Annotated in this window: 20 protein-coding genes; 15 read left to right on the forward strand and 5 right to left on the reverse strand. The window is 41.6% G+C overall.

Annotated features, from left to right (window positions below; all coding sequences use genetic code 11):
• The first annotated feature begins 3 nt into the window (after positions 1-3).
• On the forward strand, positions 4-810 hold the full coding sequence (locus IYN84_RS20035; RefSeq protein WP_196141052.1) for an MBL fold metallo-hydrolase: 807 nt from the start codon (positions 4-6) through the stop codon (positions 808-810).
• Positions 811-1,062: 252 nt separating this feature from the next.
• Here IYN84_RS20035 and IYN84_RS20040 read toward each other — a convergent pair whose 3' ends face one another.
• Complete coding sequence (locus IYN84_RS20040; protein WP_196141053.1) at positions 1,063-2,424, reverse strand: hypothetical protein; 1,362 nt, start codon at positions 2,422-2,424, stop codon at positions 1,063-1,065.
• A 250-nt stretch (positions 2,425-2,674) separates the two neighbouring features.
• Here IYN84_RS20040 and IYN84_RS20045 point away from each other — a divergent pair, with 250 nt between their 5' ends.
• The 6 genes from IYN84_RS20045 (at position 2,675) to ispG (ending at position 8,662) form a co-directional block, all read left to right on the forward strand.
• Positions 2,675-3,625: a winged helix-turn-helix domain-containing protein gene (locus tag IYN84_RS20045; protein WP_196141054.1), complete on the forward strand. Its 951-nt coding sequence runs from the start codon at positions 2,675-2,677 to the stop codon at positions 3,623-3,625.
• Positions 3,626-3,814: 189 nt separating this feature from the next.
• Positions 3,815-4,246 carry a nucleoside-diphosphate kinase gene (ndk, locus tag IYN84_RS20050; protein WP_196141055.1) on the forward strand — a complete coding sequence of 144 codons (432 nt, stop codon included), beginning with the start codon at positions 3,815-3,817 and terminating at the stop codon, positions 4,244-4,246.
• Between the two features lie 114 nt (positions 4,247-4,360).
• Positions 4,361-5,470: a 23S rRNA (adenine(2503)-C(2))-methyltransferase RlmN gene (gene rlmN / locus IYN84_RS20055; protein ID WP_196141056.1), complete on the forward strand. Its 1,110-nt coding sequence runs from the start codon at positions 4,361-4,363 to the stop codon at positions 5,468-5,470.
• Positions 5,471-5,563: 93 nt separating this feature from the next.
• Positions 5,564-6,361: a type IV pilus biogenesis/stability protein PilW gene (pilW, locus tag IYN84_RS20060; protein ID WP_196141057.1), complete on the forward strand. Its 798-nt coding sequence runs from the start codon at positions 5,564-5,566 to the stop codon at positions 6,359-6,361.
• Positions 6,352-7,434, forward strand: a complete 1,083-nt coding sequence (locus IYN84_RS20065) for a RodZ domain-containing protein (RefSeq protein WP_196141058.1) — start codon at positions 6,352-6,354, stop codon at positions 7,432-7,434. The genes pilW and IYN84_RS20065 overlap by 10 nt, the downstream gene beginning before the upstream one ends.
• 91 nt (positions 7,435-7,525) lie before the next feature.
• Positions 7,526-8,662 carry a flavodoxin-dependent (E)-4-hydroxy-3-methylbut-2-enyl-diphosphate synthase gene (gene ispG / locus IYN84_RS20070; RefSeq protein ID WP_196141059.1) on the forward strand — a complete coding sequence of 379 codons (1,137 nt, stop codon included), beginning with the start codon at positions 7,526-7,528 and terminating at the stop codon, positions 8,660-8,662.
• 114 nt (positions 8,663-8,776) lie between these two features.
• Here ispG and IYN84_RS20075 read toward each other — a convergent pair whose 3' ends face one another.
• The 4 genes from IYN84_RS20075 to IYN84_RS20090 all read right to left on the reverse strand — a co-directional run bounded on the left by IYN84_RS20075 (position 8,777) and on the right by IYN84_RS20090 (position 12,186).
• The gene (locus IYN84_RS20075) at positions 8,777-10,054 is read right to left on the reverse strand and encodes an ATP-binding protein (RefSeq protein ID WP_196141060.1); all 1,278 of its coding nucleotides are present in this window, start codon (positions 10,052-10,054) and stop codon (positions 8,777-8,779) included.
• On the reverse strand, positions 10,051-10,758 hold the full coding sequence (locus IYN84_RS20080) for a response regulator transcription factor (RefSeq protein ID WP_196141061.1): 708 nt from the start codon (positions 10,756-10,758) through the stop codon (positions 10,051-10,053). The genes IYN84_RS20075 and IYN84_RS20080 overlap by 4 nt, the downstream gene beginning before the upstream one ends.
• 16 nt (positions 10,759-10,774) lie before the next feature.
• Positions 10,775-11,080 carry a DUF3019 domain-containing protein gene (locus tag IYN84_RS21765; protein ID WP_196141062.1) on the reverse strand — a complete coding sequence of 102 codons (306 nt, stop codon included), beginning with the start codon at positions 11,078-11,080 and terminating at the stop codon, positions 10,775-10,777.
• A gap of 155 nt (positions 11,081-11,235) precedes the next feature.
• Positions 11,236-12,186 (reverse strand): MipA/OmpV family protein, encoded by a 951-nt coding sequence (locus IYN84_RS20090; RefSeq protein WP_196141063.1) that lies wholly within the window; start codon positions 12,184-12,186, stop codon positions 11,236-11,238.
• Positions 12,187-12,437: 251 nt separating this feature from the next.
• Here IYN84_RS20090 and IYN84_RS20095 point away from each other — a divergent pair, with 251 nt between their 5' ends.
• The 8 genes from IYN84_RS20095 to IYN84_RS20130 all read left to right on the forward strand — a co-directional run bounded on the left by IYN84_RS20095 (position 12,438) and on the right by IYN84_RS20130 (position 22,008).
• On the forward strand, positions 12,438-14,456 hold the full coding sequence (locus IYN84_RS20095; protein ID WP_196141064.1) for a beta-propeller domain-containing protein: 2,019 nt from the start codon (positions 12,438-12,440) through the stop codon (positions 14,454-14,456).
• A 225-nt stretch (positions 14,457-14,681) separates the two neighbouring features.
• Complete coding sequence (gene hisS / locus IYN84_RS20100) at positions 14,682-15,962, forward strand: histidine--tRNA ligase (RefSeq protein WP_196141065.1); 1,281 nt, start codon at positions 14,682-14,684, stop codon at positions 15,960-15,962.
• A gap of 103 nt (positions 15,963-16,065) precedes the next feature.
• Positions 16,066-16,716 (forward strand): tetratricopeptide repeat protein, encoded by a 651-nt coding sequence (locus IYN84_RS20105; protein WP_196141066.1) that lies wholly within the window; start codon positions 16,066-16,068, stop codon positions 16,714-16,716.
• On the forward strand, positions 16,716-17,855 hold the full coding sequence (bamB, locus tag IYN84_RS20110) for an outer membrane protein assembly factor BamB (RefSeq protein ID WP_196141067.1): 1,140 nt from the start codon (positions 16,716-16,718) through the stop codon (positions 17,853-17,855). The genes IYN84_RS20105 and bamB overlap by 1 nt, the downstream gene beginning before the upstream one ends.
• Before the next feature lie 13 nt (positions 17,856-17,868).
• On the forward strand, positions 17,869-19,305 hold the full coding sequence (der, locus tag IYN84_RS20115; protein ID WP_196141068.1) for a ribosome biogenesis GTPase Der: 1,437 nt from the start codon (positions 17,869-17,871) through the stop codon (positions 19,303-19,305).
• 146 nt (positions 19,306-19,451) lie between these two features.
• On the forward strand, positions 19,452-20,318 hold the full coding sequence (locus tag IYN84_RS20120; protein ID WP_196141069.1) for a UbiA prenyltransferase family protein: 867 nt from the start codon (positions 19,452-19,454) through the stop codon (positions 20,316-20,318).
• On the forward strand, positions 20,315-20,713 hold the full coding sequence (locus tag IYN84_RS20125) for a GtrA family protein (protein ID WP_196141070.1): 399 nt from the start codon (positions 20,315-20,317) through the stop codon (positions 20,711-20,713). Before IYN84_RS20120 ends, IYN84_RS20125 begins: the two co-directional genes overlap by 4 nt.
• On the forward strand, positions 20,710-22,008 hold the full coding sequence (locus IYN84_RS20130) for an FAD-binding oxidoreductase (protein WP_196141071.1): 1,299 nt from the start codon (positions 20,710-20,712) through the stop codon (positions 22,006-22,008). Before IYN84_RS20125 ends, IYN84_RS20130 begins: the two co-directional genes overlap by 4 nt.

The following is a 22,008-nucleotide window of genomic DNA, read 5'->3' on the forward strand; positions in this document are numbered from 1 at the left end:
AAGATGCCGATAAGAAATCGATACCATCATCAAAATGTTGAAGGGATCCGCGTCGGTAAAGTGGACATGGGGATCAATACAACTTTTATTGTTTACCGTATAGACGACATTTTGATTGATTGCGGGCCACCCAATCAGTGGCAGTTTGTGCAGGAATATTTATCGGATAAATCAATTCGCCAGGTTTTTATCACCCATCACCATGAAGACCACAGCGGTAACGCCGCTAATATCGGCAAAATGTTTAATCTGCTTCCCTACGCGCCGGCGCTAAGCCAAAAGAAAATTGCCGAAGGTTATTACGTGCCTCCTGTTCAGCGCCTGGTCTGGGGAGGTCCTATTCCGGCTGACACACAAACCATGCCGGAGGAACTCAGTTTATCCGATGGCTCTCGCGTTATTCCGGTACACACACCTGGACACGCCAAAGATCTCACCTGCTTGTTCTTACCCGAAAAAGGCTGGTTTTTTAGTGGCGATTTGTATATTTCTCGTTCGATCAAATATTTCCGCAGTGATGAAAATTTGCAACAGCTTATCGAAAGTATTCGCAAAGTCGTGGCATTGGATTTCGAAGTGATCTTTTGTCCGCACCGCGGAATCGTCGAAAATGGAAAGGCGGCAATGACTGATAAGTTAAATCATCTGGAAGCTCTGGTTGAACAGGCTCAAGATTTACAAAAACAGGGCGTTTCGTCCAAGAAAATTGTTAAGCGTTTGCTGGGTAAAGAAGGAATGCTCTCTTATTTGAGTGGTTTTAATATTTCCAAGATTAATCTGATTGAACAAGCGTTAAAGGTTATGCTCTAGCTTTTGATTGAGCTCTATTTAAGTCATTTGTTATATAGTCGTTTTGGACTAGAATTTTTGGTTAACGACCAATGGAAAAGCGGTGACGAATTTTGACCTTCAGAATTATTAATAAGAAGGTTGAGCTTATAAAAATAGAAGACTAACTTATACTTGTAGGGGGGAGAATACTTTCTTACCCCTAGTGGTAAAGTCCACCTTGTTTTATGTGGATAAACAAGGTGGAAAGGAACGGCTGCGAATACAGATACTTTAGTGAGAGAGCTTAATTTTACAGCTTGATTCTTTATTCATACATTCAAATCCTAACTCTTTAGTCGTCTCATTATAGGTGAAAGGCTTGCCGGTGTAGGGATTTCTGTATTGGGAACTATTGATTGTCGAAGCGATTGAATCATCGCTCAATCCATCTAGCGAGAGTTGCAGAGAAACCAGTGCAAACATACCGTTCAAGTCGTGTACGCGGGCGATATAGTCGCTTGCCATCCAGCCGCTGTTTTGAAGAAGAAGCTTTCCGCCGAGGTTATAAAGATTGCTTGGTGAAAGTGACAGTTTAACCCTGTCTTCAAACTTGCTTGAACCTTCTGGAAGCGATTTGTAAAATGCCTGACTATCAAGTTTGGATAGCTCCAGAATAGGAGCCAAAAATAATCGGTAATGGTCGTTATTGGTTGCGTTTATTTGAATCAATTGATTCATCAGCCAATTGGAGGATTCAAAAAAACTCTCCAGTTCTTCATCGCTGATATTTTCTAGCTGGCGGTACATCGATGCAGCTTCTAAAATGAAGGCTTCACTGATATCTTTTTCCTGTGCGGATAAGCCAGTCAAAATATTAGCCAGCTGCTCTTTGTCAGAATCGTTGAGTTCCCTTAGATTCATAAAATCGGATAGATATTTCAAATCGTTCCAGATAGCCGCAATTGCAACCATCTTATCAATTAGACTACTTCCTTTATCCAGTATCATTCGCCAAAATCTAAGATCTTTGTCGACAGCACTAATGAAGCGTGTGGAGAGACCAGACTGAAAAGCCTTAGCGAGGGTAAGTTGTTGCAAGGACATAGGCGCTGCATATCCAGGGAGAGGGGAATAGAAAGTAAACCCATTAGGAAAAGAATAGTCCCTGAATTTGATTAGCGTTTGATATCGTTCGAGCATTAAAGATAGTCTCGGCGCCTCAAAGTTTAAGTCATCTAACTGAGTCAGTATTTTTTGAAGACAACCTTCTTCTGTTCTTGAGCGACATCGTTCAAATCTTTCTGTCCATTCTTTGTCTAAACCAGTAGCACCTAAAATTTCATTGTAGTCATCATCACTCAATTCATCTTTTCCCAGGTTATCGCGATTGTGTCGATAACGTTCTTCGAGGCGCTGGCCGGTAGAGTGCGGATCTCTACTAGCGGCAGATTGCATTCCAAAAAGATAGAAGTAGGCATTTTGGCTAGCTGGTGGCATTTGATATGGCTTCATTACTTGAGTGACACCTTCACTGGGCTGTTCGTCAAAAATGGAAAGGTTGATCGCTTTTACAATAAGTAAAAAGGTGATAATCAGTCCTAAAAGGTAAAGGCTCAGCCTCTTTATCATTGTGGTCTTATCGGTTTGACTCATGTCTTAACTCCAGTATTTTTCCGGGAGGAATGATTTAAGTTTTATTTTCACGATTTAAAGCGTCGTCATTCAGAGGAGCGACTAATCCAAAAGGTGATGTTTCAGACTATATTGTCTACTTCAGTGGGATAATTTCCCTGAGAAAAACCTCTGAAAAAGCTGAGAGCCACATGATACGGGGTTTTTCTCCGAGTTTTTATTGGTACACTGAGTCCATTAAATCAACCTGGATTATTGAGCAGATTTTTGAATGGAAGTTTATCAAAGCGGCAATCTAACCATTTATCCCCAGACCGGTCAGGTCGATACTGCTATTGGCAAAGAAAGAATCGGTCCTATCAATATGCAAGTGCTTACTTGTCTTTTGGAGCAACAGGGAAAGGTGGTTAGTAGAAATGAGCTCTTCGAAACCATTTGGACCAATCAAATTGTCAGTGATGATGTTTTAACTCGATGCATCTCAGACCTTAGAAAACTATTGAAGACCCATTGCCCGTCTACTCAGTTTATAGAGACATTGCCGAAAAGGGGATATCGTTGGGTTCCGCAGGTTGAAAAACGGGAGCTACAGGCACCGTCCGATGAAATTAAAGGTGACTTTTTTGAAGAAAACTCTTCTAAATATGTATCGCAGAGTCAGTTTGGAAAGGCTGTTCCGGAAAAAGCCTGTCTGCTTGATAGTTCGCAAGTTATCGGCAGTCAGGCAAAAGAAACCAAACAAAACCCATTTTTTTCGTGGCAGTTAATGTTTGTCGGACTAGCCGCAATGACGCTTCTGGCGATCGGCAGTTTGTGGCTTGCCGATCACTTTTTAGCCAGTCCTACACCTAAAGTGGCACTTTTACCGCTTAGCTATGAAACCGAGGAGCTCAAAGCGATAGCCACAGAAGTGGAAGAAAGTTTGGCGACTACAATAATTAATCTTTCTCAAGTCCAGTTACTTTCTCGAAGCGCGCTAAGTGAACGGCCGCGAAACCCTTTTCCTTACCTGATTCGCGAATTCGGCACTCGCTGGATACTGGAGGGCCGGGTGAGGCATAGCCGTGAAGGTAGCGCTAAAGTAACGCTGAATCTCGTTGATGCCAGAAGTGCGACGGTAATTTCTTCTCTTTCGCGAGAACTCTCCATAAATAAACCGTTGATTGATTCTTATGTTATTGATTTTATAGATAATTCTATTCTATCCAGGCAAGTGAATTAGTTAACCTTTTTGAAAGTCGATACCGCAGATAAACGTTTTGTTCAAAAAAACACCGACTTTTTCAATCATTTCTACACCAACGTCACCCAGCCGTGTATAATACGCGCCCTTAAGTATCTGCGGATACTTCCCGAATTACCAGTAATTACGTTAACGTATTGATTTAATTAAAATAATTGGAGTTTTTCGATGGCTATCGAACGTACTTTTTCTATTGTTAAGCCAGATGCAGTGGCTAAAAATGTTATCGGTCAAATCTACGCGCGTTTCGAAAGCGCTGGCCTTAAAATTGTTGCAAGCAAAATGATGCACTTGAGCAAAGAAAAAGCTGAAGGTTTCTATGCAGAGCACAAAGAGCGTCCTTTCTTCAACGACCTGGTTGCTTTCATGACTTCTGGTCCTGTTATGGTTCAAGTTTTGGAAGGCGAAAATGCGATCAAAGCTAACCGTGAAATCATGGGCGCTACTAACCCTGCAGAAGCTGCTCGCGGAACATTACGCGCTGATTTTGCTAACTCTATCGACGAAAATGCGGTCCACGGTTCTGACGCGCCTGAATCTGCAGCACGTGAAATTGCTTACTTCTTCTCTGAAGAAGAAATCTGCCCACGTACTCGATAAGATATTATTGGCTACGGCCTCTTTCCCCTTTCCTTATAACCGGAGAGGGGAGAATTCTCTGATAATGTTCAGGGAAACCAATACAATCTAACATCTTCGCAAAAAGGTAATGCAATGAGTGATAAGTTAAATTTACTCGACCTGACACGCGATGAAATGGTCAAATTCTTCGAAGATATCGGTGAAAAGCCCTTTCGCGCTCCGCAGGTTGTAAAGTGGATCCATCAATTTAACGTCGATAATTTCGACGATATGACCAATATTTCCAAATCCCTTCGCGCCAAGCTTCAGGAAGCTACCGAAATTCGTGGACCAGAAATAATAACCGAGCAAATTTCAGATGACGGCACCATCAAATGGGCTCTAAAAACCCAGGATGGTCAAGCTGTTGAAACCGTATTTATTCCCGATGGAGAGCGTGGTACCTTGTGTGTATCTTCTCAGGTCGGCTGTGTTGTCGACTGTGCTTTCTGTTCTACCGCTCAACAGGGATTTAACCGAGATCTGACTACAGGCGAAATTATAGGCCAGGTCTGGTTTGCCGCGAGAAGGCTGGGGAGTCTGAAAACCACTGGCGAAAGAAAAGTCACGAACGTCGTAATGATGGGGATGGGGGAGCCATTACTTAATTTTGATAACGTTATGAACGCTATGGAATTGATGATGGATGACTTTGCCTATGGTCTTTCAAAACGTCGAGTTACTCTGAGTACTTCTGGAGTTGTACCAGGTCTGGAAAAGATGCTAGGGCGCATAGATGTGGCTTTAGCCTTGTCACTCCATGCTTCAAACAATGAGCTTCGAAGCCAATTAGTACCATTAAACCGTAAATACCCGATTGAAAAGTTGCTTCCGGCAGTTAAGAACTATATCAAGGACTCTAAAGCCAGCAAGAAAGTTACTATCGAATATGTGATGCTAAAAGGTGTGAACGATACCCCAGCACATGCGAGAGAACTTGCTAAACTCTTGAAAGATTTACCCAGTAAGATAAACTTGATCCCGTTTAATCCTTTCCCGCGTACCCGTTTCGAAACTTCAACTCAAGCGGATATCGACAAGTTTGGTGAAATTCTACTGCAAAAAGGCTTTGTAGTAGTTACCAGAAGAACTCGGGGGGATGATATTGATGCTGCTTGTGGTCAGTTAGTCGGCAAAGTCGCCGATCGAACTAAACGTCAGCAGAGGCGTCAAAAGGAGATTGAGGTTCAACAAATCAATTGAGCCCTAAGCGAGCAGTAATGGGCCGCTTTGGGCCCAGATAAACCTTTCTGTATTTTGATAAAATCAAGTATTACAAAGGCTCGGAGCAACATAGTGACAAGAATACTCGCGATTATCCTATTAGTGGTTGCCGTTTCCGCCTGTGAAACCACACGTAAAACCACAACAAATAATATTGGGGCGGCCACTTCCAAGCCGCTGGAATCCAAATTTAATAAGAAGAGAGCTGCAGAAAACAGAGTCAATATGGGACTCACCTACTTGAACCGTGCAAATTATCAGAGGGCCAAGTTTCATCTGGATAAAGCAATGGAATTTAATCCTGATTCGGCCAATGTGCACTACGCCTTTGGAATCTATTTTCAAAGAGTTAAAGAATACAAGAAAGCTAAGTCACACTTCGATGAAGCCATCGACATAAATAGTAAGGAACCACGATATTATAATGCTTACGGTGCATTCCTGTGTGAAATAGGAGAGTACCAAAAGGCGGATAATATGTTTCACAGCGCTATCGACATTCCTACCTACTCTGAGGTCGGTATGGCGCTCTATAACGTTGGATTTTGTTCGTTAAAGCAGGGTGATAAAGAAAAGGCTGAATCCTATTTTAGAAAAGCGTTGAACCGAGATCGTAGCTTATCCGGCGCTCTTTTGGAAATGGCCAAAATAGAGTTTGAAAAGGAGCGGTATAACCGAGTCATGATGTATGTTAAGCGTTATGAAGATGGTAATCTTATTTCTCCTGAATCAGCGTGGCTTGCTCTACGGGCGAGTCATTATCTGAGAGACAAAGATTCCATTGCCCGTTATGGGACTATATTGGAACAAAAATTTCCTGATAGTGAGCAAACCGCATCTTACCTGGATGATAAAAAAAGATGGATGTAGTAGAAAAAGAACCTGAAGTGGAAGCTGTTAAGTTTAATATTGGCGAGCTTTTATCTGAAGCAAGAGAAAACCAAAACCTTTCTGCAGCTGATATTGCCCGTAAACTTAATTTGATGCCGGGTGTTGTTGAGAAGATAGAAGCCAATCAGTTTGAGCAAGATATTCCGCTTGCATTTATTCGAGGATATGTTCGTTCATATGCCCAGGTTGTAGGGCTGGACATCAATACAATATGTGAAGAGTTTGACTCGCAAACTACAAAAGAAGAGGCTCCTGTTCAAAAGATAGAGCGTATATCGAGCTTTTCCTCTCGTCGCAAAGAAATAAACTCAAGTAATAAAACCTTTAAAATAGTTACTTATCTTATTGTCAGTTCTCTGATTTTTCTAGCTGGCTGGGAAGCCTGGAAGCGTTTTTCTCCCAAGTTATTAGGTGAGAAAACTGAGTCACCAGCAAATGTTATAGAGCTGAGTCCTTCGTTGACGAATGATGTTGAATCTGGAGTGAGCGAGCTGGACACGACTCAGGAGTCCGGCGAATTGTCTGATAATGGTCAAAGTGCTCCGGCTATTGTTGATGAAGAAACGAACCCGGAAACTTTTTCTCTGCAGTCTTCGGCTCAAGATGAGCTGCAGAGCGACAAAACATCAGAGCAAGAATCCGTTGTTGATGCGTTTGGCAAAGAAACAGATCAAACCGCTTCTCAAGCAGAAAGTAATGACAATGTTGAAAGTGCGTCTGCAAATTTAGCGGGACAAACAAATGCAGACAGTGATGAAAGCAGCACTTCGTCTTTAGCTGAAGAAACTGAATCTGTTAACCTGAAAACTGAGCCAGTGATAACCGCTGTATTTACTTTTTCAGGAGATTGTTGGGTAGAAATTCGTGATGCCAATGGTGAAGTTCTGGCCAACGGAATTAAGAAAGATGGTAAGGTAATGCCACTAAAAGGCGTAGCGCCATTTAGCGTACAGCTTGGAGAGCCGTCAGTAGTATCTTTGACATTAAATGATGAATCCTATGATTTATCTCGATTTCCAGCAGGACGTAAAGCAGCATTTGAGCTAGAGTAAGGTTCGAACTTTTACAAGTTTTGAGGACTTGTTTAAACGATTAAAATTATCCTTGTCCAATAGGGACAACAGTTTAGAGATATGAGCAGTAATGAAAGGAATTTCCTGGATTAAGAGAAGAAAAAGTCGTCAGATTATGGTTGGTAATGTACCTGTCGGTGGTGATGCACCAATTGCGGTACAGAGCATGACAAACACTGAGACTTGTGATGTTCAAGCAACTCTTGCACAAATCAATAAAATTGCTGATGCCGGAGCCGATATTGTTCGTGTTTCTGTCCCGACAATGGATGCCGCTGAGGCGTTTAAGCAAATTAAAGCATCTTCTCCGGTACCTTTGGTGGCGGACATTCACTTTGATTATAAGATTGCGCTCAAAGTGGCTGATTACGGTGTCGACTGTTTGCGTATCAACCCTGGCAATATCGGCAAGGAAGATCGGGTGAAAGCAGTGATTGAAAAAGCTCGAGATATGAATATTCCAATTAGAATTGGTGTCAATGCAGGTTCTTTGGAAAAAGATTTACAAGTAAAATATGGTGAGCCCACTCCTGAAGCTTTGGTAGAGTCAGCATTTCGTCATATTGATATTCTTGATCGTCACGACTTTCAAAATTACAAAATCAGTTTAAAAGCTTCTGATGTTTTTATGACGGTTTCAGCCTATCGTCAGCTCGCGAGCCAAATTGATCAACCCTTACACCTCGGAATTACAGAAGCGGGAGGATTGAGGGCTGGTGCTGTGAAATCAGCTGTTGGATTAGGAATGTTATTAGCCGAAGGTATTGGCGACACGATTCGTGTCTCATTAGCCGCCGATCCGGTTGAAGAAATTAAAGTCGGCTTCGATATTCTGAAATCTCTGGGATTGAGACAGCGCGGAATTAATTTTATCGCCTGTCCATCCTGCTCTCGTCAGCAGTTTGATGTAATTAAAACAGTTAACGAACTAGAAATGCGTCTCGAAGATGTTCGCGAAGCATTGGATGTTGCAATAATTGGCTGTGTTGTAAATGGCCCGGGTGAAGCTAAAGAGGCTGATTTGGGGCTAACCGGTGGTCAGAATGCTAGCCTGTTATATCAAGGTGGTGAAAAAAGTCACAAGATCGATAATACTGAGCTGGTTGACTCAATAGAAAAGGAAGTGAGAGCCAAACTTGCTGCCAGAGAAGAGCAGTTAAAAGAAAAAACTAAAGGCGAAGGTTCTATTAACGTTAGTCAACTCTAGTCGGCTTCATTCAGATATCAATTTTTAATTTGACTGATACCTGTAATTTTAAACAGGTTATAATTCTATTACCTGGTCAGGAAGTTTATTTCCTGCGGTTATTCATTTGGATGGTTAATTTTCTTCGCGCAAAGGTAATACTACTTTAAACAAGGCACCATTAAGACTACTGGTCTCTACACTGATGCTCCCCTTGTGAATATCAATAATTTTTTTTACTATTGCCAGACCTAGTCCAAAGCCTTTTTTGTGATCACCCGTCGACTTGATTTGAAAGAAACTTTCGAAGATTTTATCTCTGTATTTCTTTTCAATTCCTTTTCCATCATCTTCAACAAGAATGATCGCAGATTCTTCACTATAGCTTAACGAAACAGACACTTTGTTTTTGGCATACTTCCCCGCATTAACTAACAGATTTTGTATAGCTCTTTCAATTAGATAGCCGTCACAGTAGATGGCCTTTGATAATGATGGTAACGATATGGAAAATTCTTTATCAGCAATATTTTGCTTTAGTTTCTCTGTTAAACTTTCTATTAGCTTTGATAGATCCCCTTTCTCCTTGTTTAAGGCGACAGTTTTGTCTAGCGCGGAAAAATTGAGTAACTCGTCTACTAACAGCTGAATTTCACTAATATCTTCACGAATACTGTCAGCTTTGCTTTTGATGGTTTCCATGCATTCAGTTTTACTAATCATTTCAAGAGAAAAACGGATTCTTGCCAGAGGAGTTCTTAGTTCATGAGAAATAGCATGAGACATTTCTTTTTGATCTTTAATCAGTTGGCCTATTCTGTCCAGAAGCTGGTTAAAAGCATTTGCCAGAGAAGCAACAGAAGAGCCTTTTGAAACTTCAACTCTCGATTCAAACTGTTTTTTCTCAAAGGCTGAGGCTGCATCCTGAAGACGTTTTAAGTCTCTTGCAAGTGGTCGAGTCCATAGATAAACCAAAATTGCTACGATGCAATAGAACAGAACTAGCCAATAAAGTTTGCTCGACTCGTTAGATTCTTCTTGTTTTACCTGCATCATTAGCACCAGTTCTTGCCCTTCAACTTTTTTATAAAAAGTTAATTGAGAGTTTTCCCCATCCACTGAAATGATATTGTTGTTTTGGAGTTGTTGAACGAGTGAACCGCCATGGATTTCAGATAACGAAACTATTGAGAAGTGGTGTTTTGATATCTGATTATATTTCGTAATTATCGAGTTCCAGTCTTCCTTTACTGATTTTGTTGAGAGTAGGTTTATTGTTGTTTTATATGCATCGAGCTCATCAATTGAGTCTGATGAGTTTTGCCAAAAATAATTGATTCCCCAGCCGACAAGTACTATTGAGCTAATTACGACCAGATAAAGTTTAAGAAATATTTGCTGAGATAAGGTCAACAGTTACTCCAGGCGGAAGCAATAAAAAGATAACCTTTTCCCCATATTGTCTTAATTCTGAACGGTTCCTCTGCATCATCTCCTAACTTCTTACGGAGCTGAGATATGCGGACATCAATAGACCGGTCAAAGCCATCATAGGGACGATTGTATAGCTTTAGGAACAACTGATCCCTGCTTAAAATTTTGCCCGGATTTTGAGCAAGATATAATAGCAGATCAAATTCATGAGATGAAACAATGACCTCCTTTTCCTGCAAACTAACTCTGCGCGCATCCAGGTTGATCTCTAGCTCTCCAAATGTAATCTGTTCTGATTTTTTGGGCGAAAGTGAAATCCTTCGCATCAGCGCTTTTATTCGCGCTAGAAGCACTCTTGGTTCTACAGGTTTAATGACATAGTCATCTGCACCAAACTCGAGACCGAGTACTTGATCGAATGCCTCGTTTCTTGCAGTAAGCATTAATATCGGACCGCTGAATATGTTTCTGAGTTCTTTACATAATGTCATACCATCCTTGCCAGGAAGCATGATATCCAGAATTACCAAAGAGGGTCTGAATTGATTGAACTTGTCGATTACCTTGTCGCCATCTTCAATGTGTTCAACATTAAAACCTGATTCTTTCAAATACTCACTGGTTAGCGATGCAAGCTTTATGTCATCTTCGACCAGTAATATTTTGTTGTAGGAAATATCCATATTCAAATCTTTATTATTAGTAAAATTGCCAGGGGTTTCTACGTTTCTTTCTATATTCGTTTGTCTGTTTTTGTAATATTACTTTATGCGAATAAATTCTCTTGTTTGAATTTTCTTCAATCAGAAAAAACTCAAGGCTAGCGGAAGTCTTTATTTTGATAAGTCCATTTCCATAGTTTGTGTTATGCCAGCAGTGTAGAGAGGCTTCTTTGTAATTAGAATGTAAGCAGTAGTCACCTGCAGCGGACGTGCGCCACTCTATTTTAAGCTCAACTTCACAATAAGACTCTTGAGCGCTAATTAAGCAAAATTTTGGAGACACAAAAAGACCTGCCGGCTCCTGCCGCTCGCTTGACTTAGCCTCAAAACTAGACGAGCCTGCGAACAATCCGGTAAAAAAAATTGCAACCTGTAAGTTCCGGAAACACCCTTTGATAATTACTATTCCTTGTTAGTATTCTCGCTATTATTTGCTATTTAAAATCGAAAAGTTTTGCCAAAGAAGATCGTAGTCACTGAACTGTTATCAACAATTGGGCTATTGGAAATTGTTTTATCCAGTCGCTGGTACTCTATATTGAATCTCCAGAAGCTTTCTCCTTTTTCTTTACTTAACCAGTTTAATCGAAAGAAAGGAGATAAACTGCTGCTAGTCTGGTAAGCCCCGCGATCATCGACAATTTCGGAGTCGTCTACTCCGTAGTAATAATCTGTCATATATTGATCTTTCCAGGTTAAACCTATCGCTGTTGTCCAGCTTGTACTCGGGATATCGGTAGCATAGGCCAATCTTATTTCTTTACCTCCGTGGTTATCTGTTATTTCTTTTAAAAGTGAAAGTTGGAGTTGTGAAGCAGCAAGATCTGTACTGACTTCAATACCGGCCATCCAACTCATTTTTCTATCTTTAAGATCAAAAGCTGTTATTTGGGTAACCTGATCTTCCTGGTCGGCAAACCCCATATCGGGATTGTTTGTTGGGGAACCTGATACGCCAATATCTACAAGAATATTGCCCACATCCCAATCGTGAAAAAATACTCTGTCATATGCCGGAGTTGTCAGAATATTTAGGGTCCATGACTTGCTCTCAAAGAGGGTATAGCCGATATCAAGATTATCGATAAAAAAATGATCGCCATAGTAACTAAACGAGGGGAGTAGTATTAGTGGAATATTGTCGCCGTCGACTAGCGGGTTAGTTCTGGCTCCCAGTCCAACGGAGAAGCCTAGTGACCATTCGCCTTTCTTAACAAACTCATCATTGCTATTTTCGCAAGTTTCATTTGTTGACACATCTGAACAAGTGATTATCTGAATGTCGTTTGGAATATTAAATAGCTCTTTTTCTTCAGCAAACAGAAATGATGACAAACTCAACATTGTCATTAAAAAGAACAGTGACTGTTTAATAAAAAGATTTTGCACGAAAGTATCGATTGAATATAGGTGTTTATAAAACGGCTTTTGTTAATCCTGACTCAACTTCAAGGGCGATTCCACAGTCTTTGGGTAAATTTTTGTTAAAAACTGTAATCTGCCGAGATTAACAGATTTTCACAAATTCAATCAAATACTAAACAGATAACTCTGATTCGCCAGATTAAAGTGTAGGTATGCATCTAGGCCTTCGTTGCTAGCTCTTATCCAACATTACCACGGAGTTTCAGGAGAAAAACGTGAATCAAGAACAAATAACAAAGTCTTCAATAAAGAAGCATCAGAGAATATTGAACTTGCCGATAGCTCTCAGTTTCGTTTTTAGTATATCCCTTGGACTTTTAACCGCTTGTCAGAGTGGAGAGGAAATTGATATTGATATCGACTATTCAAAATTAGAGTCGGCTCCGATTAGTGAAAAACCTCTGGTTGGAGTCCCGTCTGGAACATTTGAGGAGTATATCAAAAATGGAATTCGCATTAGAATCGACCAGAATAACTTGATATATCTCACTCAGGCTGAGACAACCGCAGGTGATCAGACTATTACCACTAGCCAGTTTTCCGGGACGAATCTGTATGAACAGGGGGTGGATGAGGCTGATCGGCTCAAGTTTGATGGAGAGTATCTCTATCTTTCAGAAGAGAGCTACTTTCCGGTAAGCGATTCCAGTGGCCAGACGGCGACCAGGATAATGTTAACCGAACCTGCGCAGGCTAACGCACAAGAAATCGCTAGAATTCCAAACTCTGATAACATGGCCAGTAAAGGGTTATATTTTGTCGAGGATGGAGAGGACAAAAGGCTCCTACGTCTTTCTGCAACAGAGTACGCATATGCATACGAAAGTTTCGTGGAAGAGGACTGGAATTGGCATAGTGGCAAATCCGAAGTGATTGTTTTCGATGTTAATGAGCCGTCATCACCGGCAAGTTTGTGGAAAATTGAATTTGAGGGGAACCTGGAGGGCTCTCGCCGAATTGGAAATAAACTCTATCTAGTTAGCCGCTTTGTTCCTGGTATTGATGGACTGAACTACAATCCACAGAGTGATAAGGAAAAACGTGAAAATGAATTACTCATCCAAACAACCCCTCTATCTGATCTTTTGCCACACTATCAATTAAATAATGGTGCGATAAATTTGTTAGTCGAAGCCGAAGATTGCCTGGTAGCCGAGGACATTGAGTCGACTCATGGATATGCAGATATCATTACCCTGACCAGTATTAACTTGTCTGATATGAAGCTAGAGTCTTCCATTTGTCTTAATACAAATGTTCACGGGATTTATAGCTCCCCCGAAAATATCTACCTTGGTGCCAGTGGGGATGTTAGCTGGTTTGATTGGGATAGTGAAGAAGCGACTACTATTCATAAGTTTGCTCTGACCAACAATGGAGTTGAATATCGAGCGAGTGGGCAGCTTGAGGGCTCTTTAGGTTGGGCAGATCCAAGCATGAGAATGAGTGAATATCAAGACGATCTACGGGTAGTGACGTCTGAGTGGAAAAATGGACAACCGACGCATAAGCTTTCAATACTAAGAGAGATGGAAGGTGAGCTTAGCTTGCGCAGCCAGCTACCAAACGATCAGGCTCCTGAAGCTATAGGCAAGCCCGGTGAAGATATATTTGCAGTTCGCTTCGTTGAAGATAAGGCTTATATAGTGACTTATGAAAGGATGGATCCGCTATATCAACTTGATTTATCCAACCCTGATGCTCCCAGAATTTTGAGTGAACTCGAGATGCCTGGATTTTCACGATACCTTCACCCCATTAGTGAGGGGTGGCTAATTGGCATGGGGCAACATGTTGTTGACAATCAGTTTGCAGGTTTTAAAGTCGAGCTTTATGATCTTCGGGACCCTTCTGATCCACAGGTTAAGGATACTCAAATTATAGGAAGTAACGGAAGCTGGAGTGAAGTCCTTTGGGATATGAAAGCCTTTAGTTCAGTTAGCTTTACCCCAGATTCAATGCAGATAGCCATACCGGTACATAGTTATTCAGAAAGTGATGGCTGGGTAGATACAAGCCTGCACCTGTTTGTGTTAGATGGACTTGAGAGCGGCGAAATTGGCATGCAGTCACAAGGGGTAATGCTTAATGCCTCCTCACAAGACCTTGAGTATGAGTTACATTGGGGGAGAGCTCGAAGCCTGCTTCATCAGGATGCAGTTTATTATCTTCAGGGCAACCAGCTTAAGGCTAGTTTACAGGATGATTTCCACAATGTTATAGGTCCTTTTTAGGTACCAAATAGTAGCGCGCAGGATTGATCATTGTCCAAGTCAATCCTGTTGTCCTGCTTTAATTCGTATTATTTGAGTGTATTTTTTGGTCTCAAGAAGTTCAAAGATTAGTTTTTTCCTTTAATATAACCGAATTTCCCAAAAACCTTTCTTTTCTACCCTGTTTCTGAGCTTGAATTAAGCTATAATCGCGTGTTTATTTTTGGCAACCCTGAGATTTTACCATTGGCAAAAGCATTTCAAGCTGTGAAGGGGATGAATGATTGCCTCCCCGAGGCTAGCCCTCTTTGGCAGTATTTAGAGCAATGTCTGCGCGAAACCGTTTCAAGTTACGGATATGCAGAGATCCGTATGCCGATATTGGAGAATACACAGCTTTTCTGTCGTTCTATCGGTGAAGTTACTGATATTGTTGAAAAAGAAATGTATACCTTCATCGATAAAGGCGAAGATAGCTTGACTCTGAGACCCGAAGGAACCGCATCTTGTGTAAGGGCCGGTATCGAGCATGGGTTGCTCTATAATCAACAACAACGTCTTTGGTACATGGGGCCAATGTTTCGAAGAGAAAGACCGCAAAAGGGACGTTACCGGCAGTTTTATCAATTTGGAGCAGAGACTTTTGGGTTCGATGGGCCGGATATTGACGTAGAACTTATTGCCATGTCTGCACGCCTTTGGGAGCGGCTAGGTTTTGCTGATCAGGTCGAGCTCCAGATTAATTCGTTGGGAAGCAATGAAGCCAGAGAAGCATACAAAAGTATCCTCGTTGAGTATTTCAGAGAAAACATTGAGCAGTTAGACGAAGATAGTGTTCGTCGCCTTGAATCCAATCCATTGAGAATACTGGATACCAAGAACCCTGATATGATGGAGGTCGTTGCAAAAGCACCCAAATTGCAAGACTATCTTGATGAAGAATCCCGTTCTCATTTTGATGTACTCTGCAAAAAGCTTGAATGTCTTGGAATTAAATATTGTGTAAACCCAACGTTGGTGCGCGGATTGGACTACTACAACCGTACCGTTTTTGAGTGGGTCACCAATAATCTCGGAGCGCAGGGGACTATTTGTGCCGGAGGTCGTTATGATGGTTTGGTCTCTCAACTAGGTGGCCAGGCAACTCCTGCTTGCGGTTTTGCTATGGGGTTAGAGAGGATTGTTTTAATGCTCGAGCAGCTTGACGGCATTAAAGATAAACTTTCTCAGCAAGTCGATGTCTATGTTTGCATGCTTGGCGAAGCGGCAGAGGAAAACGGGAGTCTTCTTACTGAAAAGTTACGTGATGCTTTTCCTCATATTAAGTTCCAGTCTCATTGTGGAGGAGGAAACTTTAAGAAGCAACTTAAGAAGGCTGACCGTTCGGGTGCAGAACTGGCTTTGATTATTGGTGATAGCGAAGTCCAGCAAAGTACCGTAAATGTCAAATGGTTACGCAAGCAACGCGAACAGACCTCTTTGTCGCAAGAGGCTCTATTGAGCGAGTTAGTGGATTTGATTAGTTAAAGTCATCGTTCAGTAAAGAAAATTTGGGAAAACAATCAGTCGCGTTGTTGAAAATCATACCGACGAAAGGCGACTAAAAGATTATTAAATTTAGGAGTAGAAAGTGAGTTACGAGACAGAAGAACAACAAGTTGAAAGGCTAAAGGAGTGGTGGAAGGAAAACGGAACACCACTTATCGTGGGCGCGTTGCTGGGTTTGGCCGGGTTTGGCGGTTGGAAGTACTGGAATGAGCAAAAATTAGCTTATCAGCAAGGCGCTAGTGATGCTTACTTAAAAGTCACCGAAATTCTTAAAAGTGAAAAGAAAGAAGGACTCGCTGAGTCAGCCAAGTCTGTCAAAGCAAATTATCCTGAATCCAGCTATGCTATCTTATCTGCTTTTCAACTGGCGAAGCTGGCGGTTGATGAAAGTAAGCTTGATGAGGCTGCGGCTGAATTAAACTGGGTTATCGAAAAACATCCAACAAGTGAACTCGCGCCAGTGGCCAAAATTCGCCTGGCACGGATACTGATCGAACAAGATAAAGCTGATTCTGCACTGCCTTTGGTTAGCATGGAAGAAGGGACTGGCTACTATTCACTGGCTAGCCTGGTAAAAGGTGATGCTCTCCTGGCGCTCGACAAGAAAGCTGACGCACTAGAAGCATATAAAGCAGCGACCAATGATGCGAGTATTGTTGCTCAAAATCCGAGCCTGCAAATAAAAATTGATCAGCTGACTGCTCAGGTAAAATCATCTGAAGGAACAAATTAATGCATCGACATTTACTTGGTCTGTTAATAGTCATTACTACCCTGTTGTCGGGTTGCAGTGATGATGTTGATATCTATGAGCCAGATCCGCTTGTGGATATAGAAAACCAGTTTGAAACGGAAACCCTCTGGGAAACGTCTGTCGGAGATGGCGTTATAGACGTTACCGCTACATTAAACCCGGTTTATGCCTACGACAAAATATTTGTCGCAGATAACTCTGGAGTTGTTGCTGCCATTAACCCGGAAAATGGAAAGCATTTCTGGACACAGGAGCTTGAAGTTCAAATTGGTGGCGGACCAGCAGTCGCAAATGGACTGGTTGTAGTTGGTACACAAGCTGGTGAAGTGATTGCTCTGGGCGCCGAAGACGGAGTTGAGAAATGGCGTAAGTCGGTTTCAAGCGAAATTATTTCCAGCCCTGCAGTGGGTGAGGGATTTGTTGCAGTTACCAGCGTAGATGGACGAATGACTGCCTTTGATGCTGAAACTGGAGAGCAGAAGTGGTTTTACGACCAGATTATTCCAGCCTTGACTCTACGTGGAAACTCTTCGCCAATTATTGCTGGAGGTGGAGTAATCGCTGGATTTTCCAATGGCAAAATCGCTGTATTCATATTACAGAATGGACAAATGGCATGGGATAAAACAATTACTCAGGCGGTAGGGCGTACCGAAATTCAGCGTTTGGTTGATATCGATATCAGACCACAGATTGCCGGTGCTAATATATACGTTGCATCCTATAATGGTAATTTGGTCAGCCTGGATGCCAGAAACGGCGAAGTCCAATGGCAACGAGAGCTTTCTACCCACCAGGAGCTAAATGTCTCTGAGTTATTGTTACTGGTTACACATGAAAATAGTTATGTGTCCGCGGTAAACAGAGATAATGGTTTGATTTTGTGGACTCAGAAGGATCTTCATCGAAGAAGGCTGACGGCACCCGTTTCTGTAGAGGATTATGTCGTAGTCGCAGATTTTGAAGGTTACATCCACTGGCTTTCAAGAAAGGACGGTTCGATGCTGAGCCGTGAACATCTTGATTCGGATGGTGTCAGCTCTGTGCCGTTGGTCATTGATGACAAGATCATATTACTAAGTAATAGCGGTACTCTTTACGCCGTAAAAAAGAAGTAGGTTAAATAAAAAAATGTTACCAGTCATCGCGTTAGTCGGGCGTCCTAACGTAGGAAAGTCTACATTGTTCAATCGCTTCACCCGGACACGTGATGCGCTGGTCGCAGATCTTCCCGGGCTTACCCGTGATCGCCAGTATGGGCATGCTACCTTTTTCAACAACCCATTTATCGTTATTGATACCGGCGGAATTACGGGGGGAGAAGTTGGCGTTGATGGTCTGATGGCAGAGCAGTCAATGGCTGCAGTACGTGAAGCCGATATCGTTCTTTTCGTGGTTAATGCTCGTGAAGGGCTTACTTCTGTAGATGAAGCCATTGCCCAGCAGTTGCGAGTCGAAAACAAGACTATCAACTTAATTGTTAACAAGATCGATGGACTTGATCAAAATACGGTTTTGAGTGAGTTTTATGCGCTAGGTTTTGAGTCTGTAACTGCAATTGCCGCCTCTCACGGGCGTGGCGTGACCCGTCTTATTGAACAGGTTATTTTGCCTGCAGCAGACTTGGAAGCAAAAGATTCCGAATCAGATCTGGAAAGCCTTGAAAGCGATACCGAAGTTGATTCTGGACAAGGTCCCAAATTGGCAATTATTGGTCGTCCTAACGTGGGAAAGTCAACTTTGGTGAACCGTATGCTTGGAGAAGACCGCGTTGTGGTTTTTGACATGCCCGGGACCACCAGAGATTCGATCTATATTGAAATGGAGCGTCGGGAAAAGAAATATACCCTGATCGACACTGCTGGAGTAAGGAAGAGAGGTAAGGTTCACGAAGCTGTAGAAAAGTTTTCCGTACTGAAAACATTGCAGGCTATCAATGATGCTAATGTTGTGATTATGATTTTCGATGCTCGTGAAGGTATCACCGAGCAGGATCTTAATCTTTTAGGCTTCGCCATTGATGCTGGTCGCTCAATCGTTTTGGGTATCAATAAATGGGATAATTTGCCCGAAGATAAGCGTCTGGACGTAAAAGAAGCGATTAGCCGAAGGTTACACTTTGCTAATTTTGCCCGGATAAAGTTTATATCGGCACTTCATGGCACAAATGTCGGACACCTATGGGAAGCCGTCGATGAAGCTTATGCTAGTGCCAGAGTAAAAATGACGTCTTCTAAGTTGACCCGAATTCTGGAAATGGCTGTGGCCAAGCACCAGCCTCCTGCTGGAGGACGTTTCAAAATCAAATTGCGTTATGCCCACCCGGGAGGTCACAATCCACCTCGTATCGTAATCCACGGCAACCAGACAACTTCACTACCAAACTCCTATCTGCGATATCTGGAAAAAAGTTTTCGCGAAGCATTAAAAGTAGTGGGGACACCGATAAAATTTGAATTGAAAGAAAGTAAAAATCCTTTTGAAGGCCGCCGCAAGAAAGTGACTGACGAGCTCAAGGAGCAAGCTCGCCGAAATAAGAAACGATATAAGAAGTTTGGCAAAAAGTAGTCTTCTGGATTATCTCGTTTTTATTTAAAAGCTTAATCATATACAATTTGTAGCTTGAATGGGGCTTGTATACAACTACTATTCAAGCAGATTAAGATTCGCTATCATATTATTCAGCCGCATATGCATCTGAGCAATCTCACACAATGAATGTTACTATCAAACTACTCAGACCTCACCAGTACTTAAAAAACCTGTTTATTTTTCTACCGGTATTTTTCGCTGGTCAGGCATTGCATCTGGATCTTATTTTAAAGGCATTTATCGCATTTATCGCCTTTAGCGCTGCGGCAAGTGCAATCTATATTCTTAACGACTATCGTGATATCAACGAAGACCGCTTGCATCCTAGAAAAAAGTACCGACCTTTGGCAGCAGGAACTGTTTCAAAACGAAAAGCAGTGTTTCTTATGGTGACGCTATTTTTTACCGGTAGCCTGCTGATGCTAAGTGTATCTCTTCAAGCTCTGTGGGTTCTTCTTGCTTATGTTTTATTAAACATTGCATACAGCTTTAAACTGAAACATATCGCGATCATTGATGTCTGTGTGATTGCTACCGGATTCGTCTTGCGGTTATTTGTTGGTGCCAATGCGACTTTGACTCCACTATCTATGTGGATAGTAATTATGACTTTTCTCCTTGCACTTTTTATGGCACTGGCTAAGAGAAGAGATGACGTTTTAATCTTTATGGATACAGGGAAAAAAATGCGTGAAGTAGTTGCGGGATATAATCTGCAGCTAATTGATGGCGCTATGATGATCATGTCTAGTGTAGTGATTGTTTCATATATTCTGTATACAACTTCATCTGCGGTTGTTGAGCGTATTGGAAGTCCTTATCTTTATCTGACAACGATCTTTGTATTGCTGGGTATTCTCAGGTACATGCAAATTTCTTTTGTTGAAAAAAATAGTGGCTCGCCGACAAGAGTTCTATTAAATGATAGGTTTATTCAAATGTCTGTATCCGGTTGGCTTCTTTCCTATGTCTGGATTCTGTATTTATGATAGCCATCAAATACACTTTATTTGCGGTCATTGCTACAGCAGTCAATTTGATTTTTCAGTTTTTTTCTTTCTATCTATACACTGGAGCAGGAACTTTATATATCGGCATGTTTGTCGGTACCGGAGCCGGGCTCGTAACCAAGTATGTATTGGATAAAAAGTATATTTTTTACCATCAGCCAGAATCCAAAGCACAGGATTTGAAAAAGTTCATCGCCTATACTTTTACCGGAGTTTTCACTACGGTAATCTTTTGGGGAACTGAACTGGCATTTGATTATTATATACAGCACCCTTCAGCGAAGTATGTTGGAGCCGTTTTGGGACTATCTGTTGGTTATATCAGTAAGTATCTATTGGATAAAAACTATGTCTTTACGGAGCCGGTGAGATGAAATTGAGCGGTTGGGGAAACTACCCTCAAATTGAGTCAACCCAGTACAATTTCTCTTCTGAAGAGCAGCTATGTCAGATTGTTGAAGAACATCAGAGTATGGCTGCTTTTGGTAACGGTCGTAGTTACGGTGATAGCGCTCTGGCGAAGAATTCAATCGTGATGAAGAATCATAATTATTTCCTTCAATTTGATGAGCGCAATGGAGTCCTGGAAGTTGAAGCTGGTGTATTGTTAGCTGAAATAATTGAAGCTTTTGCTCCAAGGGGCTGGTTTCCAAAAGTGGTTCCAGGTACAAAGCTAATAACCGTAGGCGGTGCGATAGCCAGCGATGTCCATGGTAAGAATCATCATGTCTCAGGGTGTTTTAGTGAGTCCGTCATTTCATTTCAACTCTTGCTTGCTGATGGAAGTATTGTTGAATGCTCCAGAGATGAGAATAAGCCGCTTTTTCTTGCTTCCTGTGGTGGTATGGGACTTACAGGTGTTATTTTACGAGCAAAATTAAAATTAAAAAAAATTAAATCAAATGCTATCGTCCAGACGACTATTAAAACCGAGAACTTAAAAGAAACATTTGAAGCATTTGAACGATATAAATCACAGCCTTACTCTGTTGCCTGGATAGACTGCCTTGCTAAGGGTAGCTCCATTGGACGTTGTTTATTAAATTTTGGTGATTTTGCACAAGATCAAAAGTTTGATTTTGTACAAAAGAAAAAGCTAAATATTCCCTTCAACTTCCCATCATTTGCTCTAAACAATCTTAGTGTGAAAGCGTTTAACTGGCTGTACTACCACAAGGTTTTAAACAAAAAATCTACCAAGAAAGTCTCGATTGACAGCTTTTTCTTCCCTTTGGATGCAATTGACAACTGGAATCGAATTTATGGGAAAAATGGTTTCACTCAATATCAGTTTATATTGCCTTTAGCAGAGAGTTACAAAGGTTTGGAAGAGGTTCTTTCTGCTATCGCTGAGTCTGGCAAGGGCTCGTTCCTGGCTGTACTTAAACTCTACGGAAAAGAGAATGATAATTTGTTGTCCTTTCCTATGGAGGGCTATAGCCTTGCTCTTGATTTTAAGATGGAGCCGGGGCTAATGCCTCTGTTAGAAAAACTGGATCAAATTGTTATTAAATATGGTGGAAGAATATATCTTGCGAAAGACTCCAGAATGTCACAGTCAACCTTTGAATCGGGTTATCCAAAGGCTGAAGAGTTCAGAGCATTAAGAAAGTCTTATAAATTGACAGATAAATTTAGCACCTTACAATCACAAAGGCTTGGGATATAA

It is taken from the genome of Aliikangiella sp. G2MR2-5 (assembly GCF_015687155.1).
Classification (GTDB): domain Bacteria; phylum Pseudomonadota; class Gammaproteobacteria; order Enterobacterales; family Kangiellaceae; genus Aliikangiella.

Coding starts and splice junctions, on each gene's coding strand:
- IYN84_RS20035 (WP_196141052.1), top strand. CDS start 4: ATGCCGATAAGAAATCGATACCATCATCAAAATGTTGAAGGGATCCGC.
- IYN84_RS20040 (WP_196141053.1), bottom strand. CDS start 2,424: ATGAGTCAAACCGATAAGACCACAATGATAAAGAGGCTGAGCCTTTAC.
- IYN84_RS20045 (WP_196141054.1), top strand. CDS start 2,675: ATGGAAGTTTATCAAAGCGGCAATCTAACCATTTATCCCCAGACCGGT.
- ndk (WP_196141055.1), top strand. CDS start 3,815: ATGGCTATCGAACGTACTTTTTCTATTGTTAAGCCAGATGCAGTGGCT.
- rlmN (WP_196141056.1), top strand. CDS start 4,361: ATGAGTGATAAGTTAAATTTACTCGACCTGACACGCGATGAAATGGTC.
- IYN84_RS20065 (WP_196141058.1), top strand. CDS start 6,352: ATGGATGTAGTAGAAAAAGAACCTGAAGTGGAAGCTGTTAAGTTTAAT.
- ispG (WP_196141059.1), top strand. CDS start 7,526: ATGAAAGGAATTTCCTGGATTAAGAGAAGAAAAAGTCGTCAGATTATG.
- IYN84_RS20080 (WP_196141061.1), bottom strand. CDS start 10,758: ATGGATATTTCCTACAACAAAATATTACTGGTCGAAGATGACATAAAG.
- bamB (WP_196141067.1), top strand. CDS start 16,716: ATGCATCGACATTTACTTGGTCTGTTAATAGTCATTACTACCCTGTTG.
- der (WP_196141068.1), top strand. CDS start 17,869: ATGTTACCAGTCATCGCGTTAGTCGGGCGTCCTAACGTAGGAAAGTCT.
- IYN84_RS20120 (WP_196141069.1), top strand. CDS start 19,452: ATGAATGTTACTATCAAACTACTCAGACCTCACCAGTACTTAAAAAAC.
- IYN84_RS20125 (WP_196141070.1), top strand. CDS start 20,315: ATGATAGCCATCAAATACACTTTATTTGCGGTCATTGCTACAGCAGTC.
- IYN84_RS20130 (WP_196141071.1), top strand. CDS start 20,710: ATGAAATTGAGCGGTTGGGGAAACTACCCTCAAATTGAGTCAACCCAG.